At 70.0% G+C, this 18,759-nt stretch carries 14 protein-coding genes and 1 pseudogene; 5 read left to right on the top strand and 10 right to left on the bottom strand.

Translation table 11 applies throughout. The annotated features are described in order from the left end of the window. Positions 1 to 88: 88 nt before the first annotated feature. Positions 89 to 889, bottom strand: a complete 801-nt coding sequence (locus tag O7553_RS25770) for a hypothetical protein (RefSeq protein ID WP_281552171.1) — start codon at positions 887 to 889, stop codon at positions 89 to 91. A 294-nt stretch (positions 890 to 1,183) separates the two neighbouring features. Between O7553_RS25770 and O7553_RS25765 the strand changes: the two genes are divergently transcribed. The 3 genes from O7553_RS25765 (at position 1,184) to O7553_RS25755 (ending at position 3,773) form a co-directional block, all read left to right on the top strand. After that, positions 1,184 to 2,113 (top strand): hypothetical protein, encoded by a 930-nt coding sequence (locus O7553_RS25765; RefSeq protein ID WP_281552170.1) that lies wholly within the window; start codon positions 1,184 to 1,186, stop codon positions 2,111 to 2,113. A gap of 138 nt (positions 2,114 to 2,251) precedes the next feature. After that, complete coding sequence (locus O7553_RS25760) at positions 2,252 to 3,208, top strand: EamA family transporter (RefSeq protein WP_281552169.1); 957 nt, start codon at positions 2,252 to 2,254, stop codon at positions 3,206 to 3,208. Between the two features lie 10 nt (positions 3,209 to 3,218). Beyond that, entirely contained in the window at positions 3,219 to 3,773 is a 555-nt protein-coding gene (locus O7553_RS25755; RefSeq protein WP_281552168.1) for a GNAT family protein, read from the top strand. Here O7553_RS25755 and ccsB read toward each other — a convergent pair. The 6 genes from ccsB to hemL are packed head-to-tail and all read right to left on the bottom strand — an operon-like array spanning position 3,736 to position 9,788. After that, the gene (gene ccsB, locus O7553_RS25750; RefSeq protein WP_281552167.1) at positions 3,736 to 4,752 is read right to left on the bottom strand and encodes a c-type cytochrome biogenesis protein CcsB; all 1,017 of its coding nucleotides are present in this window, start codon (positions 4,750 to 4,752) and stop codon (positions 3,736 to 3,738) included. The genes O7553_RS25755 and ccsB overlap by 38 nt on opposite strands. After that, the gene (locus O7553_RS25745; RefSeq protein WP_281552166.1) at positions 4,752 to 6,341 is read right to left on the bottom strand and encodes a cytochrome c biogenesis protein ResB; all 1,590 of its coding nucleotides are present in this window, start codon (positions 6,339 to 6,341) and stop codon (positions 4,752 to 4,754) included. Before O7553_RS25745 ends, ccsB begins: the two co-directional genes overlap by 1 nt. Next, positions 6,341 to 7,141 carry a cytochrome c biogenesis protein CcdA gene (locus O7553_RS25740; protein ID WP_281552165.1) on the bottom strand — a complete coding sequence of 267 codons (801 nt, stop codon included), beginning with the start codon at positions 7,139 to 7,141 and terminating at the stop codon, positions 6,341 to 6,343. Before O7553_RS25740 ends, O7553_RS25745 begins: the two co-directional genes overlap by 1 nt. Next, on the bottom strand, positions 7,134 to 7,775 hold the full coding sequence (locus O7553_RS25735) for a TlpA disulfide reductase family protein (protein ID WP_281552164.1): 642 nt from the start codon (positions 7,773 to 7,775) through the stop codon (positions 7,134 to 7,136). The genes O7553_RS25740 and O7553_RS25735 overlap by 8 nt, the downstream gene beginning before the upstream one ends. Before the next feature lies 1 nt (position 7,776). Continuing rightward, on the bottom strand, positions 7,777 to 8,424 hold the full coding sequence (locus O7553_RS25730; protein ID WP_123607031.1) for a histidine phosphatase family protein: 648 nt from the start codon (positions 8,422 to 8,424) through the stop codon (positions 7,777 to 7,779). Further along, positions 8,421 to 9,788 (bottom strand): glutamate-1-semialdehyde 2,1-aminomutase, encoded by a 1,368-nt coding sequence (hemL, locus tag O7553_RS25725; protein ID WP_281552163.1) that lies wholly within the window; start codon positions 9,786 to 9,788, stop codon positions 8,421 to 8,423. Before hemL ends, O7553_RS25730 begins: the two co-directional genes overlap by 4 nt. Before the next feature lie 117 nt (positions 9,789 to 9,905). Between hemL and O7553_RS25720 the strand changes: the two genes are divergently transcribed. Further along, positions 9,906 to 10,235, top strand: a complete 330-nt coding sequence (locus O7553_RS25720; RefSeq protein ID WP_281552162.1) for an STAS domain-containing protein — start codon at positions 9,906 to 9,908, stop codon at positions 10,233 to 10,235. A 60-nt stretch (positions 10,236 to 10,295) separates the two neighbouring features. Here O7553_RS25720 and O7553_RS25715 read toward each other — a convergent pair whose 3' ends face one another. Both O7553_RS25715 and O7553_RS25710 read right to left on the bottom strand, forming a co-directional pair. Next, on the bottom strand, positions 10,296 to 10,859 hold the full coding sequence (locus O7553_RS25715) for a response regulator (RefSeq protein ID WP_281552161.1): 564 nt from the start codon (positions 10,857 to 10,859) through the stop codon (positions 10,296 to 10,298). Continuing rightward, positions 10,856 to 15,220, bottom strand: coding sequence for a HAMP domain-containing protein (locus O7553_RS25710; protein ID WP_281552160.1), 4,365 nt, complete (start codon positions 15,218 to 15,220; stop codon positions 10,856 to 10,858). Before O7553_RS25710 ends, O7553_RS25715 begins: the two co-directional genes overlap by 4 nt. Before the next feature lie 111 nt (positions 15,221 to 15,331). On the opposite strand from O7553_RS25710, the pseudogene O7553_RS25705 reads away from it, so the two are divergent. After that, positions 15,332 to 17,410: pseudogene (locus O7553_RS25705) on the top strand (SpoIIE family protein phosphatase); the annotation flags it as partial. 77 nt (positions 17,411 to 17,487) lie between these two features. Here the strand turns inward: O7553_RS25705 and O7553_RS25700 are convergent. After that, positions 17,488 to 18,756: an FAD-binding oxidoreductase gene (locus tag O7553_RS25700; RefSeq protein ID WP_281552159.1), complete on the bottom strand. Its 1,269-nt coding sequence runs from the start codon at positions 18,754 to 18,756 to the stop codon at positions 17,488 to 17,490. Positions 18,757 to 18,759 lie beyond the last annotated feature (3 nt).

The following is an 18,759-nucleotide window of genomic DNA, read 5'->3' as shown; positions in this document are numbered from 1 at the left end:
GACAACCTCCGTCTGTCGGCGCACGGCCGGACGTGGGTGGGAAGGGTGGCCGGGGTGGGGGCGGGGCACCGGGCGGTGCCGACGAGGGTCAGGCCATCGACGCCTGGGTCATCAGGTTCGTCTTGAGCGATGCGGTCGGTGCGGCCTGGGCCAGGGCGGACGGGTCGGCGCCGGCGCCGAGGACGGTGGCGGCGTAGACCTCGACGAAGTACGACACGAACAATGCGTTGATCTTGATGAGGTGTTCGACGAAGCGTTCTTCGTCCTCTTCGGTGTGAATCACCCGCATGATCATGTTCCATACCATGTCGACGTGGTCGTCCTCGTCGTCGAGCGCGAGATGGGCGCGCGCGCCCTTGGTCTTGTCCGCGCCGACGTGCTGCTCCATGACGTCGAGCCAGTCGGGCTGGGTCTTGCCGGCGATGTACTCGAGGTAGAAACCGCTGATCATCGAGGCGAGGGGTCCCTCGGTGGCCATCGTGTAGTAGAAGTAGCCGTTGAGGATCTCGGTGGCGAAGGTTGGTCTGATCGAGTAGATCTCCTCGTCGGTCATGCCCACCTTGTGCAGGTCGCCGGCGAACATCCGGTCGTGGCGTCCCTCCTCGGCACCGTAGAGACCCCATTCCTTGCACAGTTGCGGGTCGCGGGTGGCCCAGTAGTTGGCGATCAGCGGATCGACGGCCCGCTTCAGGCCGATGCGGATCATGGTTTCCACGTTGTGCCGCTTGTAGAGATCGAGATTGAAGCTCTCGGTCTGCAGCATTCCCTCTGCGCCCTTGTTCTGCTCGTAGAAGTCCCGCTCGAACTTCAACAGCAGATCGTCGACCCGCTTACGGAATTCCGGACGCTGCAGCGATGAATAGGTGTTGTAGGACTTGCTACGAGGCATTTCTCCCCCAACCCAGGTCGAAAGGACGGCGAACGGGAATCTTTGGTGGTGCCTGATAATTGCGAGCAACTGCCTCGCCCGCATACATGATCACATACCTCCATGTCAATGTGATTCCGTGGTTTTGGTGACCAATGAATATGATTGCTTACCGCGTCATCCGTGGCTAGATTCCGAGGGGTTCATGTTCTCGTTGGCGGAAAGATGAAGGGTGCTAGCATGGCAAAAGCCGCAATCTACCACGGCAAAGTGCCCAGACTGCAGTCAGATGACCGTCTTGTCTACCTTCATGCCGTGCGCCAGCAAGGCATAGACAGGCGCCTGCCTGAGAGTGGCCTGAAAATATGCCGCGAAAGGATCATGCGGGCGATCGGCAACCTGCTTGAAATCGGGCTGCTCAGCCCGGATGTGACAGATGTCGATCGCCTTCTGCCCGTCTCGCCGGAGTTAGTGCGATGCCGCATATTAAGTCCACTGCAGCGGGAGATGGACATCTGGCGCGACCGCGTAGGTGAGCTCCGCGGCGAGCTGGAAACCCTCGCCGCCGGCTACGCCGACGGTGTCGCAAGACAGTGGGCCAACGGCAAGCCCCAGGTCATTGCCGACCTCGAGCAGGTACGTGAACTCATCGACGGGCTCGCGGCCGAGGCGGAGCGCGAGGTGCTGACCTCCCAACCCGGCGGCGGCAGGCCGGAGGGTGTGCTGGCGGAGAGTCTGGACCGGACCGAGCACATGCTGCGCCGAGGCGTACGGATGAACACGCTGTACCAGCACACCGCGCGCTTCAGCCAGCCCACGATCGCCTACGTCAGGTGGGTGAGCGCGCTCGGCGGTCAGGTCCGGACCACTGCCGACGGATTCGCCCGCTGCCTGGTGTTCGACCGCCGGGTCGCCGTCGTCGGGCTGCCCGACTCGGTCGACGGAGCCGCCGTCGTGCGTGATTCCAACGTCGTCGCCTTCATCGCGGACGCCTTCGGGCGCTGCTGGAACGGAGCCGACCCGGTGTCGACCAGCTGGCACCGCAGAGAGACCATGGCCACGGTCCATGACGTGCAGAAAGCCATCATCTCCCTGCTGGTCGCCGGCGAGGCCGACGCCAAGATCGCCCAGCAGGTCGGGCTGTCGCTCCGTTCGTGTCAGCGACACATTGCTTACATCATGGGGACGCTTGGTGCGCGCAACCGGCTCCAGTTGGGGTATCTTGTGGCCAAGATGGACCTGTAGGACGGGTCCCCACGGGAGTGGGGCTGACCCAGGCCCGTCCGGTACCCGGGTGGCGGGTCGGCCGTCCACGGGCGTCGTGCCGCTGGCCTGTCGGCGACCACACCGACCGGATCAGCGATCATCGGTTTGGCGGTCACCTTGTCAGTAGGACACCTCGCACTCGGCGTACTCGTCACTGCGGTCTGGGGTTTCAACTTCGTCGTGATCCGTGTCGGGCTCGACTCCTTCGACCCCTACCTGCTCGCGACGCTCCGCTTCGCCTTCTGCTGCCTGCCGGCGATCTTCTTCTTCCGACGGCCGCGGGTGCCGATCCGCTACCTCGTCGCATACGGTCTGGTGCTCGGGGTCTTCCAGTTCGGGCTGCTCTTCGCCGGGATCGACGCCGGGCTGTCCGCTGGGCTGGCCTCCATCGTCCTGCAACTGCAGGTCTTCTTCACCATCGGGTTCGCCTCCCTGGTCCTGCGTGAGCGGGTCAAGCCGGTGCAGGGCGTGGGCATGGCACTCGCCGCCGCCGGCATGGTGCTCATCGCCACCGCGGTCACCGACGGGTCGGCCACCGTGACCGGCGTTCTGCTGGTCACCGCCGCGGCGGCCTCCTGGGGCGCGGCGAACATCATCGCCAAACGGGCCGCGACCGACGACATACTCGGTTTCATCGTCTGGTCGAGCCTGATCCCGCCCGTTCCGTTGTTTCTGCTCACCCTGCTGCTCAGCGGCCCGGAGTCGGTCGTCGACTCACTGCGTGACATTTCCTGGACCGCCGCCGCCTCGGTGCTGTACCTGGTCTACCCCACCACCCTGTTCGGCTATGCCGTGTGGAACTGGCTGTTGCGCCGGCACACCGCCGCGCTGGTCGCACCGTTGACCCTGCTCGTCCCGCTGTTCGGCATGGGGAGTTCGGTGCTGGTACTCGGCGAGCAGCTGACCGCAACGAAGCTGATCGCCGGCGCCATGGTCGTGCTCGGCCTGGTGGTGACCCAGATCCCGTGGCACCGGCTGGGCCGATGGGCGGTCACCGGCAGCCCGCCGGCATCGTTGCCCACCCAGCCGGCCGCGCCCGACCCGGCCTCGGCCGATCCCGTCGATTCGAGGTAGGTCGTCACCCATGGATGCGAAGCCGGTCGCGATACGTCCCATTCTGGACCGGGATCTCGATGCCCTGCTGCGGTTCCGGCTGGAGCCCGGTCTCATCGGTCCGAACTGGTACGGGCATCGGGACTCCGGCGAGTTGGCCCGCCGACTCCAGCAGGACGGCTGGCTCGGCGAGGACGACAGCCGGATGACCGTGACCGTCGACGACGAGCCGGCTGGGTTCGTGGCGTGGGCGAAGGTCAGCCAGGGCAACGGCTGCTACTGGGGGATCGGCATATCCCTGCTGCCCGAGTACCGCGGCCACGGTGTCGGGTCGGCCGCGCAGCGCCTGCTCTGCGCGTACCTGTTCGAGCACTCGGCGGCACCCCGTATCGAGGCGGTCACCCAACCGGAGAACGTCGTCGAGCAGCGCATCCTGGAACGTCTCGGCTTCCGGCACGAGGGCACGCTGCGCAGCGCGGAGTTCCGTGGCGGATGCTGGCGCGACGTCATGATCTACGGCCTGCTGCGGGACGACTTCTCCACCGCTGTCAGGCGTAGGAGTGCAGGCTCTCGAAGAAGTAGTTGACCCCGATCAGGTTCATCAGCATGGTGAGGAAGCCGAGGATCGCGATCCAGGTGACCGTGGTCCGCCGGACGCTCGGGGTGGCCCGGGCGTGCAGGTAGCCGGCGTAGATCACCCAGGAGATGAACGCCCAGGTCTCCTTCGGGTCCCAGGCCCACGGCCGCGACCAGGCGTGTTCGGCCCAGATCGCCCCGGCGATAACCGCGAAGGTGAAGACCGGGAAACCGATCGCGTGCAGCCCGAAGGTGAGCCGTTCCAGCGAGGCGGCGGCCGGGACCCGCTTGGCCAGCAGGTACGGGAACCCGCGCCGACCATGCTCGTAGCCGGACCGCAGCAGGAACATCGTGGCCGGAATCGACCCGAGCAGCAGCAGTCCGGACGATGCCATGATCGTGGAGACGTGGATGGCGTACCAGTAGGACTGCAGGGCCGGCACCAGCGGGGTGATCGGGGTGTAGAACACCAGGCCGGCCAGGCCGAGCAGGACGACCATGACGAGCGCGACGAACAGGCCGAGCAGCCGCAGCGACGGCCGCCGGTAGACCAGCACCAGCCAGGCGGCCACCCCGACGAAGGTGATCGCCAGCATGTACTCGTACATGTTGCCCCACGGCAGCCGCTCGGCGGCGACCCCCCGGGTGACCAGGCAGGCCAGGTGGAACAGGGCACCCAGCACGGTGGCGCCGACGGCGAACCAGCCGGCGAGTCCGACCGCCGGCCAGCCGGTCCGCTCCTGCGGATCCGGCTCCACCCCGACCGGACCGTCCAGGATCGGGGCTTTGAAGACCGGGCCGTCCGGGGTCGGGCCGGACGTCGTCGACGACGACCCGGCGGCAACAGTGGCGGTGGCGAGTTCCCGCTCGCGGACCACGACCGGCGCGGTACGCCGGGTGCCGAACCCGGCCTCGACCGCGTGGCAGATCATCGCGAGCAAATACGCGAAGATCGCCACTACCAGGAGTTGATCCGACAGTGCTGACATCAGTGCCGTCCTTCCCGTGGCCCGGCGTCGCCGCCGAGTGCCCGGATGAGCTCCCGGAACTCGTCGCCGAACCCGGGATGGTCGGTGCGCGGCAGCCCACCGGCCTCGACCAAGCTACTACCGGGTGTCGTTGACGCTGCGTCGGGGCCGGCCGGTGTGACCCTGAACCACACCCGACGTCGCCGGCCGAACAGTGCCGGCATCAGCCCGAGCAGCAGCGCCGCCGAGCTGGCCAGCAGCAGGCCGCTGCCGGGATCGTGCCGGACCGACAGGGTCACGTACTGCGAGATGTCGAGAAATTCGATGGTGGTGCCGTCGTCCAGGGTCATCGTCTCGCCGACCCGCAGCAGCTGCGGGTCACCGACCGGCAGCAGCCGGCCGGCCTCCACCTGCCGCTGGTCGATTTGGTAGACCGAGCCGGGGATACCGGCGTCCAGCCCAAGGTTGCCCCGGTACGCCCACAGCATCACCGCCGGGTCGCGCAGCTCCGGGTGGGTGGAGCGGACATACGGCGGCTGCGGCGGGGCGGACGGCAGGAAGAGCCCTTCGAAGGCCACCTGAAGCTGCGGATCACGTTCGCCGTTCGCCGGGTCGACGTTGGCGTCCGGGAAGCTGGCGACCCCTTCGCTGGTCAGCATCCCGTCGACGGCCAGGAACGGCGCGGAGACGTTCTGCGCCTGCCCGTAGCGGTCGGTGTAGCGCAGCACCGGCACGTAGCCGTGCCCGAGCAGGTAGATGTTGGCGCCGTCAAGGCGCAGCGGGGAGTTCACCGAGAACGTCTCGGTCCGGGCGGCACCGCCGTCGGCGTCGACCCGCACCTCGGCGGAGTAGCTCGCCGGCTGCCCGGACTCCAGAAAGGTGGCGGTGAAGTCAGTCAGCTCCAGGCAGAACCGGGGCAGGTCGCCGTCGGAGATCCGAGGGCCGAGCCGGTACTCGTCGTACTGCTGCACGGTGTTGCAGAACGCGGTGTCCGGCCCGGCGACCAGTAGCCGGTTGCCGTTCCAGCCGAACCAACTGCCCACGGCGACCCCGAGCAGGACGCCGATCAGCGACAGGTGGAAGACCAGATTGCCGGTCTCCTTCAGGTGGCCCTTCTCGGCGGCGACGCTGTCGTCGGTGACGGTGACCCGCCAGCGGCGGCGGCGCAGTTCGGCGGCGATCGCGTCCCGCGCGGCGGCGGGTGGGTCGCCGGCCGTGGTGTCGCCGGCGGTGGTCCAGCTGGCGTGCTGCGGCAGCCGGTCCAGCCGGCGCGGCGCGGCCGGCGGCGCCGCCCGCAACGCCCGTACGTGCTCGCGCAGCCGGGGCACGATGCAGCCGACCAGGGAGGTGAAAAGCAGCAGGTAGATCGCCGCGAACCAGGTCGAGGCGAACACGTCGAACATGCCGAGCCGGTCCAGCACCGGAGCCAGCCGTGGGTTCGCCGCGAAGTACGCGTCGACGTTTTCGATGTTGACGTCGCGTTGCGGTAGCAGCGAACCGGGGATCGCCGCCACGGCCAACAGGAAGAGGAGAATCAGCGCGGTCCGCATGCTGGTCAGCTGCCGCCACGAGTTGCGCAGCAGGACCAGCGCCGGATCCGGCCGGGACATCAGATGCCGACCTCGCCGGCCCCGACGGTGGCCTGGAACCAGATGACGAAGTCGGTCCAGGCGCCGGTGACCAGCGCCGCCCCGACCAGGATCAGCATCGCCCCGCCGACCCGGGTGACCCAGCGGCTGTTGCGCCGGATCACTGTGAACACGCCGAGCAGCCGGCGGAACGCCAGGCCGAAGACGACGAACGGCAGACCGAGTCCGAGGCAGTACGCCACGGCGAGCGCCACCGCCCGGTCGGTCTGGCCGCTGACCGTCGCCATCCCCATCACCGCGCCGAGGGTGGGGCCGACGCACGGCGTCCAGGACAGCGCGAAGACCGCGCCGAACACCGGGGCGCCGACCAGGCCGGCCTCCGGCAGCCGGCGTACCCGCACCTCGCGTTGCAGGCCGGGTACCAGACCGAGGAAGGCCAACCCGAACAGCACGATCAGCAGCCCGACGCCGATCTCCACCGGCCGCTGGTAGACGAACAGGTGACGGCCGACGCTGGCCATCAGGATCGCGGTGAGTGTGAAGACCACGGTGAACCCGCTGATGAACAGCAGGGTTCCGGCCAGCACCCGGCCGTGCCGGCCGCCGAAGGAACCGCCAGCACTCGCGCCGCCACCGCTGCCGCTGCGGCCACCGGCGGCGTCGAGGTCGGAGCCGGCCAGTCCGGTGACGTACGACAGGTAGCCGGGGGCGAGCGGCAGAATGCACGGGGAGAGGAAGCTGACCAGTCCGGCCAGTGCGGCCAGGCCGAGAGCCAGCAGTACCGGACCGCCCCGGGCGATCTCGGCGAACGTCTCACCCATCGGCCGGATCCGGCTCGGTGCCGGTGCCGGACGCCTCGGCATCGTCGCCGGTCGCCTCTGCGGCGACCTGTTCGACCAGCGGCTGCAGGCCGTCCTGACGGATCTCGGCGCGTACGACGGTGGCGATCCGGCCGCTCCGGTCGATGATCATCGTCGCGGGGATGCTGTTCGGCGGGATGTTGAAGTCCAGGGCGAGCCGGCTGGCCGGGTCGAACAGGCTCGGGTACGTCACCCGGCCCGCCTCGAAGGCGCGGGCCTTGTCCCGTTCATCGCGGACGTTGATGCCGAGAAAACGCACCCCCTGGTCCCGGGTCGCCTGGTAGGTGGCTTCCAGGTCGGCGGCCTCGGCTCGGCAGGGCGGGCACCAGGAGCCCCAGAAGTTGACCACCAGGACCTGACCCCGGTACGCCGCCGGATCGAACGCGGAGCCGTCGAGCAGCTCGGCGTCCAGCTCCGGCGCTGCCGGCCGGTCGTCGCCGGTGCATCGGATCACGCCTCGCTGATCGGTCTCGCAGTCGGTCGTCCAGTCGCTGGCCGCGCAGCCGGTCAGGGCGAGCGCGGCGGCCAACGTACCGGCGAGAAGGGCGACCGACCGACGGCCCGGCGTGATCAGCCCACGACGTGCCGACCGCATCTCAGGCGCCCTTGGCCGTCCGCGCCGACGGCGACATGGCGATCAGGTGGGCGGCCGGCTCGGAGTAGCCGATGCCGACCACCTTCGCGTCCTCGAAGTGGATCGCGGTCAGGCTGGCCAGGCCGCACTGCCGGCGGCGCGGGTCGTGCCAGAGACGCTTGCGTTCCAGGTAGCGGCGCAGCGTCCAGATCGGCAGCTGGTGGGAGACGCAGACCGCCTCGTGACCCTCGGCGGCGACCCGGGCGGCGTGCACCGCGGCGAACATCCGCTCGGCGATCGCCGTGTAGGCCTCGCCCCACGACGGGGTGACCGGATCGCGCAGCACCCACCAGTTGCGCGGGTCGCGGAACGATCCGTCGCCGGGGGAGACCCGCCGGCCCTCGAACCAGTTGGCCGACTCGATCAGCCGTTCGTCGACCGACACCGGCAACCGGAACTGGGCCGCGATCGGCTCGGCGGTCTCCTGGGCGCGTTCCAACGGACTGGCGACAACGTGCACCACGTCCCGGTCGGCGAGGGCCTGGCTGGCCGCCTTCGCCATCTGCACACCGAGTTCGGAGAGGCGGAAACCGGGCAGCCGGCCGTAGAGGATCTTCTCCGGGTTGTGGACCTCGCCGTGCCGCAGTACGTGGACGACCGTCCGTTTCATCCGTTTTCCCCCAGCGTCGGTGCCCGCAGCGCGCCGTCCGCTGCCGCAGCGGCGGCTGCGGCCCCGGCTGGCAGCGCAGCCGCGAGCTGTTCCAGGGCGGCGTCGTCGATCGCCGCCGAGACGAACCATGCCTCGAACGCACTGGGGGGCAGGTAGACGCCGTGCGCGAGCATCGCGTGGAAGAAGGCGCGGTACGCGTCGACGTCCTGCAGGCGGGCGCCAGCGTAGTCGGTGACCTCGGCGTCGGTGAAGAAGATCGAGAACATGGTGCCGGCGGTGGAGAGCCGGTGCGGCACCCCGGCGGCGGTGAGCGCCCCGGTGGCCAGCTCGGCGACCCGGGTCGCGGTGTCGGCGAGCTGCCGGTACAGGTCGGCGTCGGCCAGCCGGAGCGTGGCCAGTCCCGCGGCGCAGGCCAGCGGGTTCCCGGAGAGCGTACCGGCCTGGTAGACCGGGCCGGCCGGGGCCAGCTGCCGCATGATCTCGGCCCGGCCGCCGAACGCGGCGGCCGGCAGGCCGCCACCCATCACCTTGCCGTACGTGTAGAGGTCGGCGTCGACCGGCTCCAGCTCGGCCCAGCCGCCCCGGGCCACCCGGAACCCGGTCATCACCTCGTCGACGATCAGTAGCGCGCCGTGCGCGTGGGCGATCCGGGCCAGCGCGGCGTTGAAGCCGGGGGCCGGCGGCACCACACCCATGTTGCCGGCGGCCGCTTCGGTGATGATCGCGGCGATCTGGTCGCCGTGTTCGGCGAAGGTCGCCTCCACCGCCGCCACGTCGTTGTACGGCAGCACGATCGTCTCGCTGGCGGCGGCACCGGTCACCCCGGGCGAGTCGGGCAGCCCGAGGGTGGCCACCCCGCTGCCGGCCGCGGCGAGCAGCGCGTCGACGTGGCCGTGGTAGCAGCCGGCGAACTTGACGATCCTGGGTCGACCGGTGTGCCCCCGGGCCAGCCGGATCGCCGACATCGTCGCCTCGGTGCCGGAGTTGACCAGCCGGATCTGCTCCACCGGGGTACGGTCGACGATCTCGGCGGCCAGCGCCACCTCGCCGGGCGTCGGCGTACCGAAGCTGGTGCCGTGCGCGGCGGCTGCGCTGAGCGCGGCGACCACCTCGGGGTGGGCGTGGCCGAGGATCAGCGGTCCCCAGGAGCAGACCAGGTCGAGGTAACGGCGGTCGTCGGCGTCGAACAGCCACGGGCCGGACCCCCGGACCATGAACCTGGGGGTCCCGCCGACCGCCCTGAAGGCGCGCACGGGCGAGTTGACCCCGCCAGGGATGATCCCGGTGGCGCGGTCGAACAGGGCCTGGGATGCGGGCGCGTGCGCCGGGTACGGGCGGGCGCCGGCAGTTTCGGTGGCAGTCACGGCCCTGCCATTGTGGCAGCGTCACCAGGGGACCGCACATCCGACCCTGCCCAACGCCCGGGTTGCGGCGACCGCCGTACCAGGGCCGGGCTCGCGCTGTCGCGATACGCTGGCCGGGTGGAGCGGGCGGAGTTGTCGATCGCGTTGCGGCGCACTCCCGATGAGGCTGTGCTACGCCTCGTCGGTGAGATCGACATGCTCACCGCCGCCCAGCTGTCCACCACCGTCAACGATCTGCTCGGTGACGCGCCGGCCCGGATCGTGCTGGACATGGCCGGTGTCACCTTCTGCGACTCGCAGGGTCTGGGCACCCTGGTGGTGCTCACCCGCAAGGCCAGCCACGCGCAGAGTCTGCTGCTGCTCACCAACGTCGGCGAGTTCCTGCACCGGGTGTTGAACATCACCGGGCTGCGGTCGGCGCTCACCATCCGTAACGGCGCCGGCTGACCCGGGGCGGCCAGCTAGGCCTCGCGGTCAGTCCGGCGGCGGCCGGCCCGGCCGTTGCGGTCAGCCGGCCCGGCCGTCGCCGCCCCAGCGGGCCGTCTCCAACTCGTCGGCGACCTCGGCCGGAGCCACCTCGCCGTCGCGCAGCCGGGCGGTCGCCCGGTCGATCGCCGCACACAGTTGCCGTACCTGTTCGTCCCGCTGCCGGACCAGGTCCGCCTGGGTGGCGAGTTGGCGGTTCTTCACCCAGAGGTCGACGAAGACGCCGACCTTGGCCCGCAGCACCCACGGGTCGAAGGGCTTGATCAGGTAGTCGACCGCGCCGGCGGCGTACCCGCGCAGGGCGAGTTGGGCGTCGCGGTCCGCGGCGGTCAGGAACAGGATCGGTACGTGCCGGGTGCGTTCGCGACGCTTGATGTGGTTGGCCGTCTCGAATCCGTCCATCTCCGGCATCTGCGCGTCCAGCAGGATCACCGCGAAGTCGTCCACCAGCAGCTTCTTCAGCGCGTCCTCGCCGCTCTCCACCGCCACGGCCTGCACCGGCATCCCCTGCAGGATCGCCTCCAGAGCGAGCAGGTTGTCCCGCCGGTCGTCCACCAGAAGTACCTTCGCCGATCCGGCAGTCACGAGTTCAACTCCTCAGCCGCGTTGATCCAGGTCACCATCAGGGTGATCAGTTCGTCCAGGTCCACCGGTTTGGTGATGTAGTCCGTCGCCCCGGCCTGCAGCGCGGACTCCCGGTCACCCGGCATCGCCTTGGCGGTCAGGAAGACCACCGGCAGGTCCGCGAAGCGTTCGTTGCGGCGGATGATCCGGGTCGTCTCGTAACCGTCCTGGTCCGGCATCATCGCGTCCATCAGCACGATGTTCACTTCGGGGCGTTCGGCGAGTTTGCGTACGCCGTCGACCCCGTTGTCCGCGTAGATCACGGTCATCCCGTGCAGCTCCAACGCGCTGGTCAGCGCGAAGACGTTGCGGACGTCGTCGTCGATGATCAGTACGGTGGCCCCGTCCAGCCGCCGGGTGGTCGGCGGTTCGGGGCGGTCCACCTCGATCGGCCGGGTCAGCGGTGGCAGCGCGGTGCGGATCGGCGCGGCGGCCGGCAACGGTGCCGGCGGCAGCACCGCGTCGGTGTTGAGCACGTCGGGAACGTACAGCGTGAAGGTGGACCCTTCGCCCGGCACCGACGACACGGAGATCGCGCCGCCGATCAGCCGGGCCAGGTCGCGGCTGATCGACAGGCCGAGCCCGGTGCCGCCGTACCGCCTGCTGGTCGTCCCGTCCGCCTGCTGGAACGCCTCGAAGATCAGGGAGAGCTTGTCGTCGGAGATGCCGATCCCGGTGTCGATCACTGTGAAGGCGACCACCTGGTCGGCGGTGGACAGCGCTGGCTGTTCGAAGGTCAGGTCCTGCGGGGCGGGGGCGATCTGCAGTGTCACCGACCCCGAGTCGGTGAACTTCACCGCGTTGGAGAGCAGGTTGCGCAGGATCTGCTGCAGTCGCTGTGCGTCGGTGACGACCGCCGGGGGCAGGTCCGGCGCCACCTCGACGCGCAGTTCCAGCCCTTTCTCGTCGACCTGCGGTGCGAACGCCTGCTCGACGTACGACCGGATCTCGCCGAACGGCACCTCGGCCGGCTGCACGTCCATCCGGCCGGCCTCGATCTTCGACAGGTCGAGGATGTCGTCGATGAGGGACAGCAGGTCGGAGCCGGCGCTGTGGATGGTCTTGGCGAACTCGATCTGCTTCTCGGTGAGGTTGTCGTCCGGGTTGTCGGCCAGCAGCCGGGCCAGCAGCAGCAGCGAGTTCAACGGGGTACGCAGCTCGTGGCTCATGTTGGCCAGGAACTCCGACTTGTACGCCGAGGCCCGGGACAGCTGCTGGGCCTTTTCCTCCAGGCCGATCCGGGCCAGTTCGATCTCCCGGTTCTTGGTCTCGATGTTGCCCTTCTGCTCGGACAGCAGCCGGGCCTTGTCCTCCAGTTCGGCGTTGGTGCGCTGCAGTTCGGCCGACTGCGCCTGCATCTCGTTGGCCAGCCGCTGCGACTGGGCGAGCAGCTCCTCGGTGCGCTTGTTGGCCTGGATGGTGTTGACCGCGATGCCGATCGTGGCGACCAGCCGCTCCAGGAACGCCAGGTGCAGCTCGGAGAAGGCGGCGACGGAGGCGAACTCGATCACTCCGAGCATTTCGCCTTCGAACAGCACCGGCAGCACCACGTGGTCCCGGGGCGGGATGCTGAGCAGACCGGAGCGCAGGGTGAGCGCCCCGGTGGCGCCGGCGCCGACCCGGATGGTCCGGCGGGAGACGGCGGCCTGGCCGACCAGCCCTTCACCCGGACCAAAAATGATCTTGTGGTCCCGGGCGACATAGCCGTACGCGGCGGTGAGCCCGAGGCGGGTCACCCCGTCGTCGGCGTCGGCGAGGAAGAACGCGCCGAGCTGCGCGTCGACCAGCGGCGTCACCTCATTCATGATCATGCGGCAGACCTCGCCGAGGTCCCGCTGCCCCTGCAGCAGACCACCGATCCGCGCCAGGTTCGAGTCCAGCCAGCCCTGCTCGGCGTTCTTCTTGGTGGTGTCCCGCAAAGTGACAATCATCTGGTTGATGTTGTCCTTCAGCTCGGCGACCTCGCCCTGCGCCTGAACCGTGATGTGCTGGGTCATGTCGCCTCGGGTCACCGAGGTGGAGACCTGGGCGATCGCCCGTAGCTGGGTGGTCAGGGTGGACGCCAACTGGTTGACGTTCTCGGTGAGGTCCCGCCAGGTGCCGGAGACACCCTTGACCTGCGCCTGGCCGCCAAGCTCTCCCTCGGTGCCGACTTCGCGGGCGACGCGGGTGACTTCGTCGGCGAACGACGACAGTTGGTCGACCATGGTGTTGACGGTCGATTTGAGTTCGAGGATCTCGCCCTGTGCGTCGACGGTGATCTTCTGGGAGAGGTCACCCTTGGCGACGGCGGTGGTGACCGAGGCGATGTTGCGGACCTGGCTGGTGAGGTTGGAGGCCATCGAGTTGACGTTGTCGGTGAGGTCGCGCCAGGTGCCGGAGACGCCCTTGACCTGGGCCTGGCCGCCGAGTTTGCCCTCGGTGCCGACTTCGCGGGCGACGCGGGTGACTTCGTCGGCGAACGACGACAGTTGGTCGACCATGGTGTTGACGGTCGATTTGAGTTCGAGGATCTCGCCGCGTGCGTCGACGGTGATCTTCTGTGACAGGTCGCCCTTGGCGACCGCCGTGGAGACCTGGGCGATGTTGCGGACCTGGGCGGTCAGGTTGGAGGCCATCGAGTTGACGTTGTCGGTCAGGTCCCGCCACGTCCCGGCCACCCCGCGCACCTGGGCCTGGCCGCCGAGTTTGCCCTCGGTGCCGACTTCGCGGGCGACGCGGGTGACTTCGTCGGCGAACGACGACAGTTGGTCGACCATGGTGTTGACGGTCGATTTGAGTTCGAGGATCTCGCCGCGTGCGTCGACGGTGATCTTCTGGGAGAGGTCGCCCTTGGCGACGGCGGTGGTGACCGAGGCGATGTTGCGGACCTGGCTGGTGAGGTTGGAGGCCATCGAGTTGACGTTGTCGGTGAGGTCGCGCCAGGTGCCGGAGACGCCCTTGACCTGCGCCTGGCCGCCGAGTTTGCCTTCCGTGCCGACTTCGCGGGCGACGCGGGTGACTTCGTCGGCGAACAGCGACAGTTGGTCGACCATGGTGTTGACGGTCGATTTGAGTTCGAGGATCTCGCCGCGTGCGTCGACGGTGATCTTCTGTGACAGGTCGCCCTTGGCGACCGCCGTGGAGACCTGGGAGATGTTGCGAACCTGACTGGTCAGGTTGCCGGCCAGCTGGTTCACGTTCTGCGTGAGGTCACGCCACGTCCCGGAGAGCCCGCGGACCTGGGCCTGCCCGCCCAGCTTGCCCTCGATACCGACCTCGCGGGCGACCCGGGTGACCTCGTCGGCGAACCACGACAGCTGATCCACCATCGTGTTCACCGTCGACTTCAGTTCGAGAATCTCACCCTGGGCGGCGACGGTGATCTTCTGTGACAGGTCGCCCTTGGCGACCGCCGTGGAGACCTGGGCGATGTTGCGGACCTGGGCGGTCAGGTTCGACGCCATCGAGTTGACGCTGTCGGTCAGGTCCTTCCAGGTGCCGGCCACGTTCGGCACCTGGGCCTGCCCGCCCAGCTTGCCCTCCGTACCGACCTCGCGGGCGACCCGGGTGACCTGCTCGGCGAACAACCGCAGCGTGTCGGTCAGCATGTTGATCGTGTCGGCGAGCTCGGCGACCTCACCCTTGGCCGACACGGTGATCTTCTGCGACAGGTCGCCCCGCGACATCGCGGTGGCCACCTGGGAGATCGACCGGACCTGGTGGGTCAGGTTGGAGGCCATCGAGTTGACGTTGTCGGTCAGGTCCTTCCAGGTGCCGGAGACCCCCTTGACCCGCGCCTGGCCACCCAGCTTGCCCTCGGTGCCCACCTCCCGGGCGACCCGGGTGACCTCGTCGGCGAACGACGACAGCTGGCCGACCATCGTGTTCACCGTCCGGCCGATCCGCAGGAACTCGCCGCGCAGCGGCTGTCCGTCGATCTCCAGCTCCATGTGCTGGGACAGGTCACCTTCGGCGACCGCCCGGATCACCCGGGCGATCTCGGTGGTCGGTCGACCCAGGTCGTCGATCAGCGCGTTGATCGCCTGGTGGTTGTCCGCCCAGGCGCCGCCGAAGCCCTCCTCGTCGAGGCGTTCGCTGAGCCGGCCGTCCCGGCCGACGATCCGGCTGATCCGGCGCAGGTCCAGGTGCTGACGTTCCTGCAGCGAGACCACCTCGTTGAAGGCGTCGGCGACCTCGCCGGCCACCCCGACCCGGCGGGGCAGCCGTACCTTCAGATCCCCCTGCCCCACCCGGCGCAGCGCCTCGGCGAGCTCGGTCAGCAGCGCGGTCTCGTCGATCGCCGGCCGTTGGTCGGAGGACAGCTGTTTCGCGCTGGTCATAACTCCTCGCTCAGCTCTGGGAGTGGGCTGACCTCATCATTGCTCGACTACCGTGGCAGATGCGAGGCGCATGCCCGCACCAATCTGTCAGGGGATCGGAGGAACCGGCAGGTGACAGCTAGGGCCGAGCGTTCCGCCACCGGCACCGGGAGTGAGCATGTCCGGCGGGTTCGCCTGCCGGCCGACCGACGGACCCCGGCCACCGCACGTGCGGTGGTCAGGTCGGTACTGTCCGAAGCTGCCCTGGATGAACTGATCAACGAGGCGCTGCTGCTCACCACCGAGCTGTCCACCAACGCGGTCGTGCACGCCGGCACCGAGCTGATCATCGAGGTGGTGGCCGACCCGGTCGGGCTGACCGTCACGGTCACCGACTTCGCCGCCGGCCCGATCGAGAACGTCGCCGCGCTGCCCCGCAACGAGCGGCAGAACATCTCCGAGGTGTCCGAGCGGGGCCGGGGCCTGCTCCTCGTCGACCACTTCGCCAGCCGGTGGGGCACCACCCACCTGCGCACCGGCAAGGGGGTCTGGTTCCGGCTCGACCGGCACGGCACCCCACCGGCACCGGACGACTGGTTTCCGCCGGTGCCGGCCGGCACCCGGCTGGCACCCGCCGCCGACGATGATCACCACACCCGGCCGCCGGCCGCGCCCAGCGCCGGGACACTCGCCGCGCTGATGCAGGCCGGGCCGGAACCGCATGCCGACGATCCGCTCGCGGACCTGGCCGGCAGCCTGCTCGCCCGGGTCGCGGACCTGGTCGGCGCGGCCGGTGGCACCGTCCGGCTGGACCGTGGCGACGGCAACGGGGTCCAGATCCTGGCGCGGTACGGCCGGCAGCCACGCTCCGGTGAACTGCTGCGCGTACCGCTGACCGTGCACCGGCCGTACTCCGGGGAACTCGAACTCGACGCCGCGCCGTCGGACTACGCCCGGCCACTGGCCGCGCTTGTCGCCGAGCGGCTTTCGCTGCACCTGGAGAACGACCGGCTGCGCCGCGCCGACCTGCGCCGGCAGACCTGGCTGACCTTCCTGGCCGAAGCGAGTGAACTGCTCGCCCAGTCACTCGACGTCGACCTGACGATGGCGCTGATCCCGCAGCTGGTGGTGCCCCGGCTCGGCCGGTGGTGCGCGGTGCACACCGCGGACGAGTGGGGCCAGCTGCAGCTGGCCGCCGCGAGCCACACCGACGAGACGGTCCTGCCCGCGCTGCACGCCACGCTGCGCGAGTCCGGCCCCGACTCGGTGCTGGCCCGGCTGCGGGAGGCGTCGCGCAGCGGATCACAGGTGCCGCTCGGCGCGCCGATGGAGGGCTTCGCCGTACCGCTGGTGGCCCGGGGTCAGCGGCTCGGCACCCTCGCGGTCGGCCGGCACCAACGGCACCGACACGACCCGGACGAGGTGTCGGTCCTGGAAGACGTCGCCCGGCGGGCCGCGCTGGCCATCGACAACGCCCGGATTCATCAGGAACGCAGGCGGGTCGCGCACACCCTGCAACAGTCGCTGCTGCCGCCGGGACTGCCCACCATCGGCGGGATCGGGCTGGCCGCCGAGTACGTGCCCAGCGGCGACGCGGTCGAGGTCGGCGGGGATTTCTACGACGTGGTGCCGCTGTCGGAGGGCCGCTGGCTGGTGGTGGTCGGCGACGTGTCCGGCAAGGGGGTGCAGGCCGCCACCGTCACCGGCCTGGTCCGGGACGTCATCCGGGTGCTGGTACGCGACGGAAAGGCGTTGCCGGAGGTGCTGGCCCGGCTCAACGACACGCTCGTCGAGCGGGGCGGCGGCCGCTACTGCACCCTCGCGATGGCCGCCGTGACGGTGACCGCCGACCACCAGCTGGACGTCCGGCTGCACCTGGCCGGCCACGACCGGCCGGTGCTGATCAGCGGGTACGGGCAGGCCCGGTTCGTCGGTGCCGGCGGCACGGCGCTCGGGCTGCTGGAGGAGATCGTCGCGCCGTCGGTGGATCTCAGTTTGGCACCCGGCGACTCGCTGGTCTTCTACACCGACGGGATCACCGAGCGGCGCAACGGGCGGGAGCTGTTCGGCGCCGAGCGGCTGCGCCGTGCCGCGGCACCGCTGGCCGGCTTCTCCGCCGACGTGGTGGCGGCCCGGCTGCGCACCACGACGCTGGACTTCTCGGTCGAGGCACCTCGCGACGACATCGCGATCCTGGTGGTACGCAACGAGCCGGCGACGAAGGCCGGCCCGGCCGGCCTTCGCCGCCCACCCAGACCAGCGCGTGACCGACTGACCGGGTGACCCGGTCACGACCCGCCGGTGAACCGGCCGGGCGCCAGCCGGTGCTGCGGGTCGAACCGTTGCTTGAGCTCAAGTAGCCGGGGCAGGCCCGGCCGGTGGCCCCAGATGTCGACGGCCTGTCGGACCTCGGCGGGCGCGGTCAGCACCACGCAGCTGCCGCTGCGCGCCAGCAGCACCGACCGAACCGTCGCCAGGGTCTCGGCGACCCGCTCCGGCGTGGTCGACCCGGGAAGTACGGCGTGCACCAGGCCGGTGCCGACCGAACCGCGAACACCGATGGGTGCGCCGACCGCGTCGCGCACCGCGTAGATCGCGGCGTGCAGGTGCGCGGCCGGTACGTCGAGCCGCAGAGCGATGTCGCTGGCGGTAAACGGGTAACGCCGCCACCAGACCGGCGGTCGGGCGGTGTCGACGGCGTCCCCGCCGAGCAGTGCCGCCGCCCGGCCGGCGCGTTGCCGGTTCAGACCCGGCTCGCCCTCGAACAGCACCGCGAGCTGCCCACCGGGCGGCACCTGGGACGGCCGGACGGTGCGCGCGGCGTGTGCCGGCAGGTCCAGCTCGACCGCCACCGGGTGCAGCCCGTCGACGGTCAGCTCGCCGACCAGGTCGCGTACCTCCAGCGGGGTGTGCACGGTACGTCGCACCCAGCGTCGGTCGGCCGGCACCGGCTGCAGCCGGACCGTCGCGGCGACCAGCACCGCCAGGGCCCCCTGCGAACCGCAGAGCAGCTGGGGCGGTTCGTCACCGGCGTCGTCAGTCTCCGACGCCGCCCGGACCAGCCGCCCGGCGGCGTCGACGTAGTCGACCCCGGTGACGTGCCGGCACGGCGGACCGTGCCGGTGGCTCAATGGTCCGGTCTCGTCGGTGGCGACGATCCCGCCGACCGTCGCCGACGCGGAGGGCGGGTCCAGCGGCATCCGCCAGCCGGCCCGGCCGACGGCCTGCTGGGCGGTGTGCAGCGGGGTGCCCGCGCCGACCCGGACGGTGCGTGATCCTGGCGGGCGGTGCCAGACGCCGGCCAGCCGGGAGGTGTCCAGCACGATGTCCACATAGGACGGTGGAGTCCACCAGTCCAGTTTGCTGCCGGAGCCGCGGGGGATCAGGGTCAGATCCCGGTCGGCGCACAGGCGCAGCACCTCGGCGGTCGCCGAGGCCGTGCCCGGTGCCGCAACCCAACGCGGAGCGGCGGCCGCCACCTCGTCGTCCGGGCCGGCGTCGCGCACGTGCGCGGCACCACAGATCTCAGCCAGTCGAGCGGCCACGTCCTGAATCACCGT

The sequence above is a fragment of the Solwaraspora sp. WMMA2059 genome, assembly GCF_027497315.1.
Lineage (GTDB): Bacteria > Actinomycetota > Actinomycetes > Mycobacteriales > Micromonosporaceae > Micromonospora_E.
Note: the sequence above shows the minus strand (reverse complement) of the source record. Positions and strands in the feature narration are given on the sequence as shown.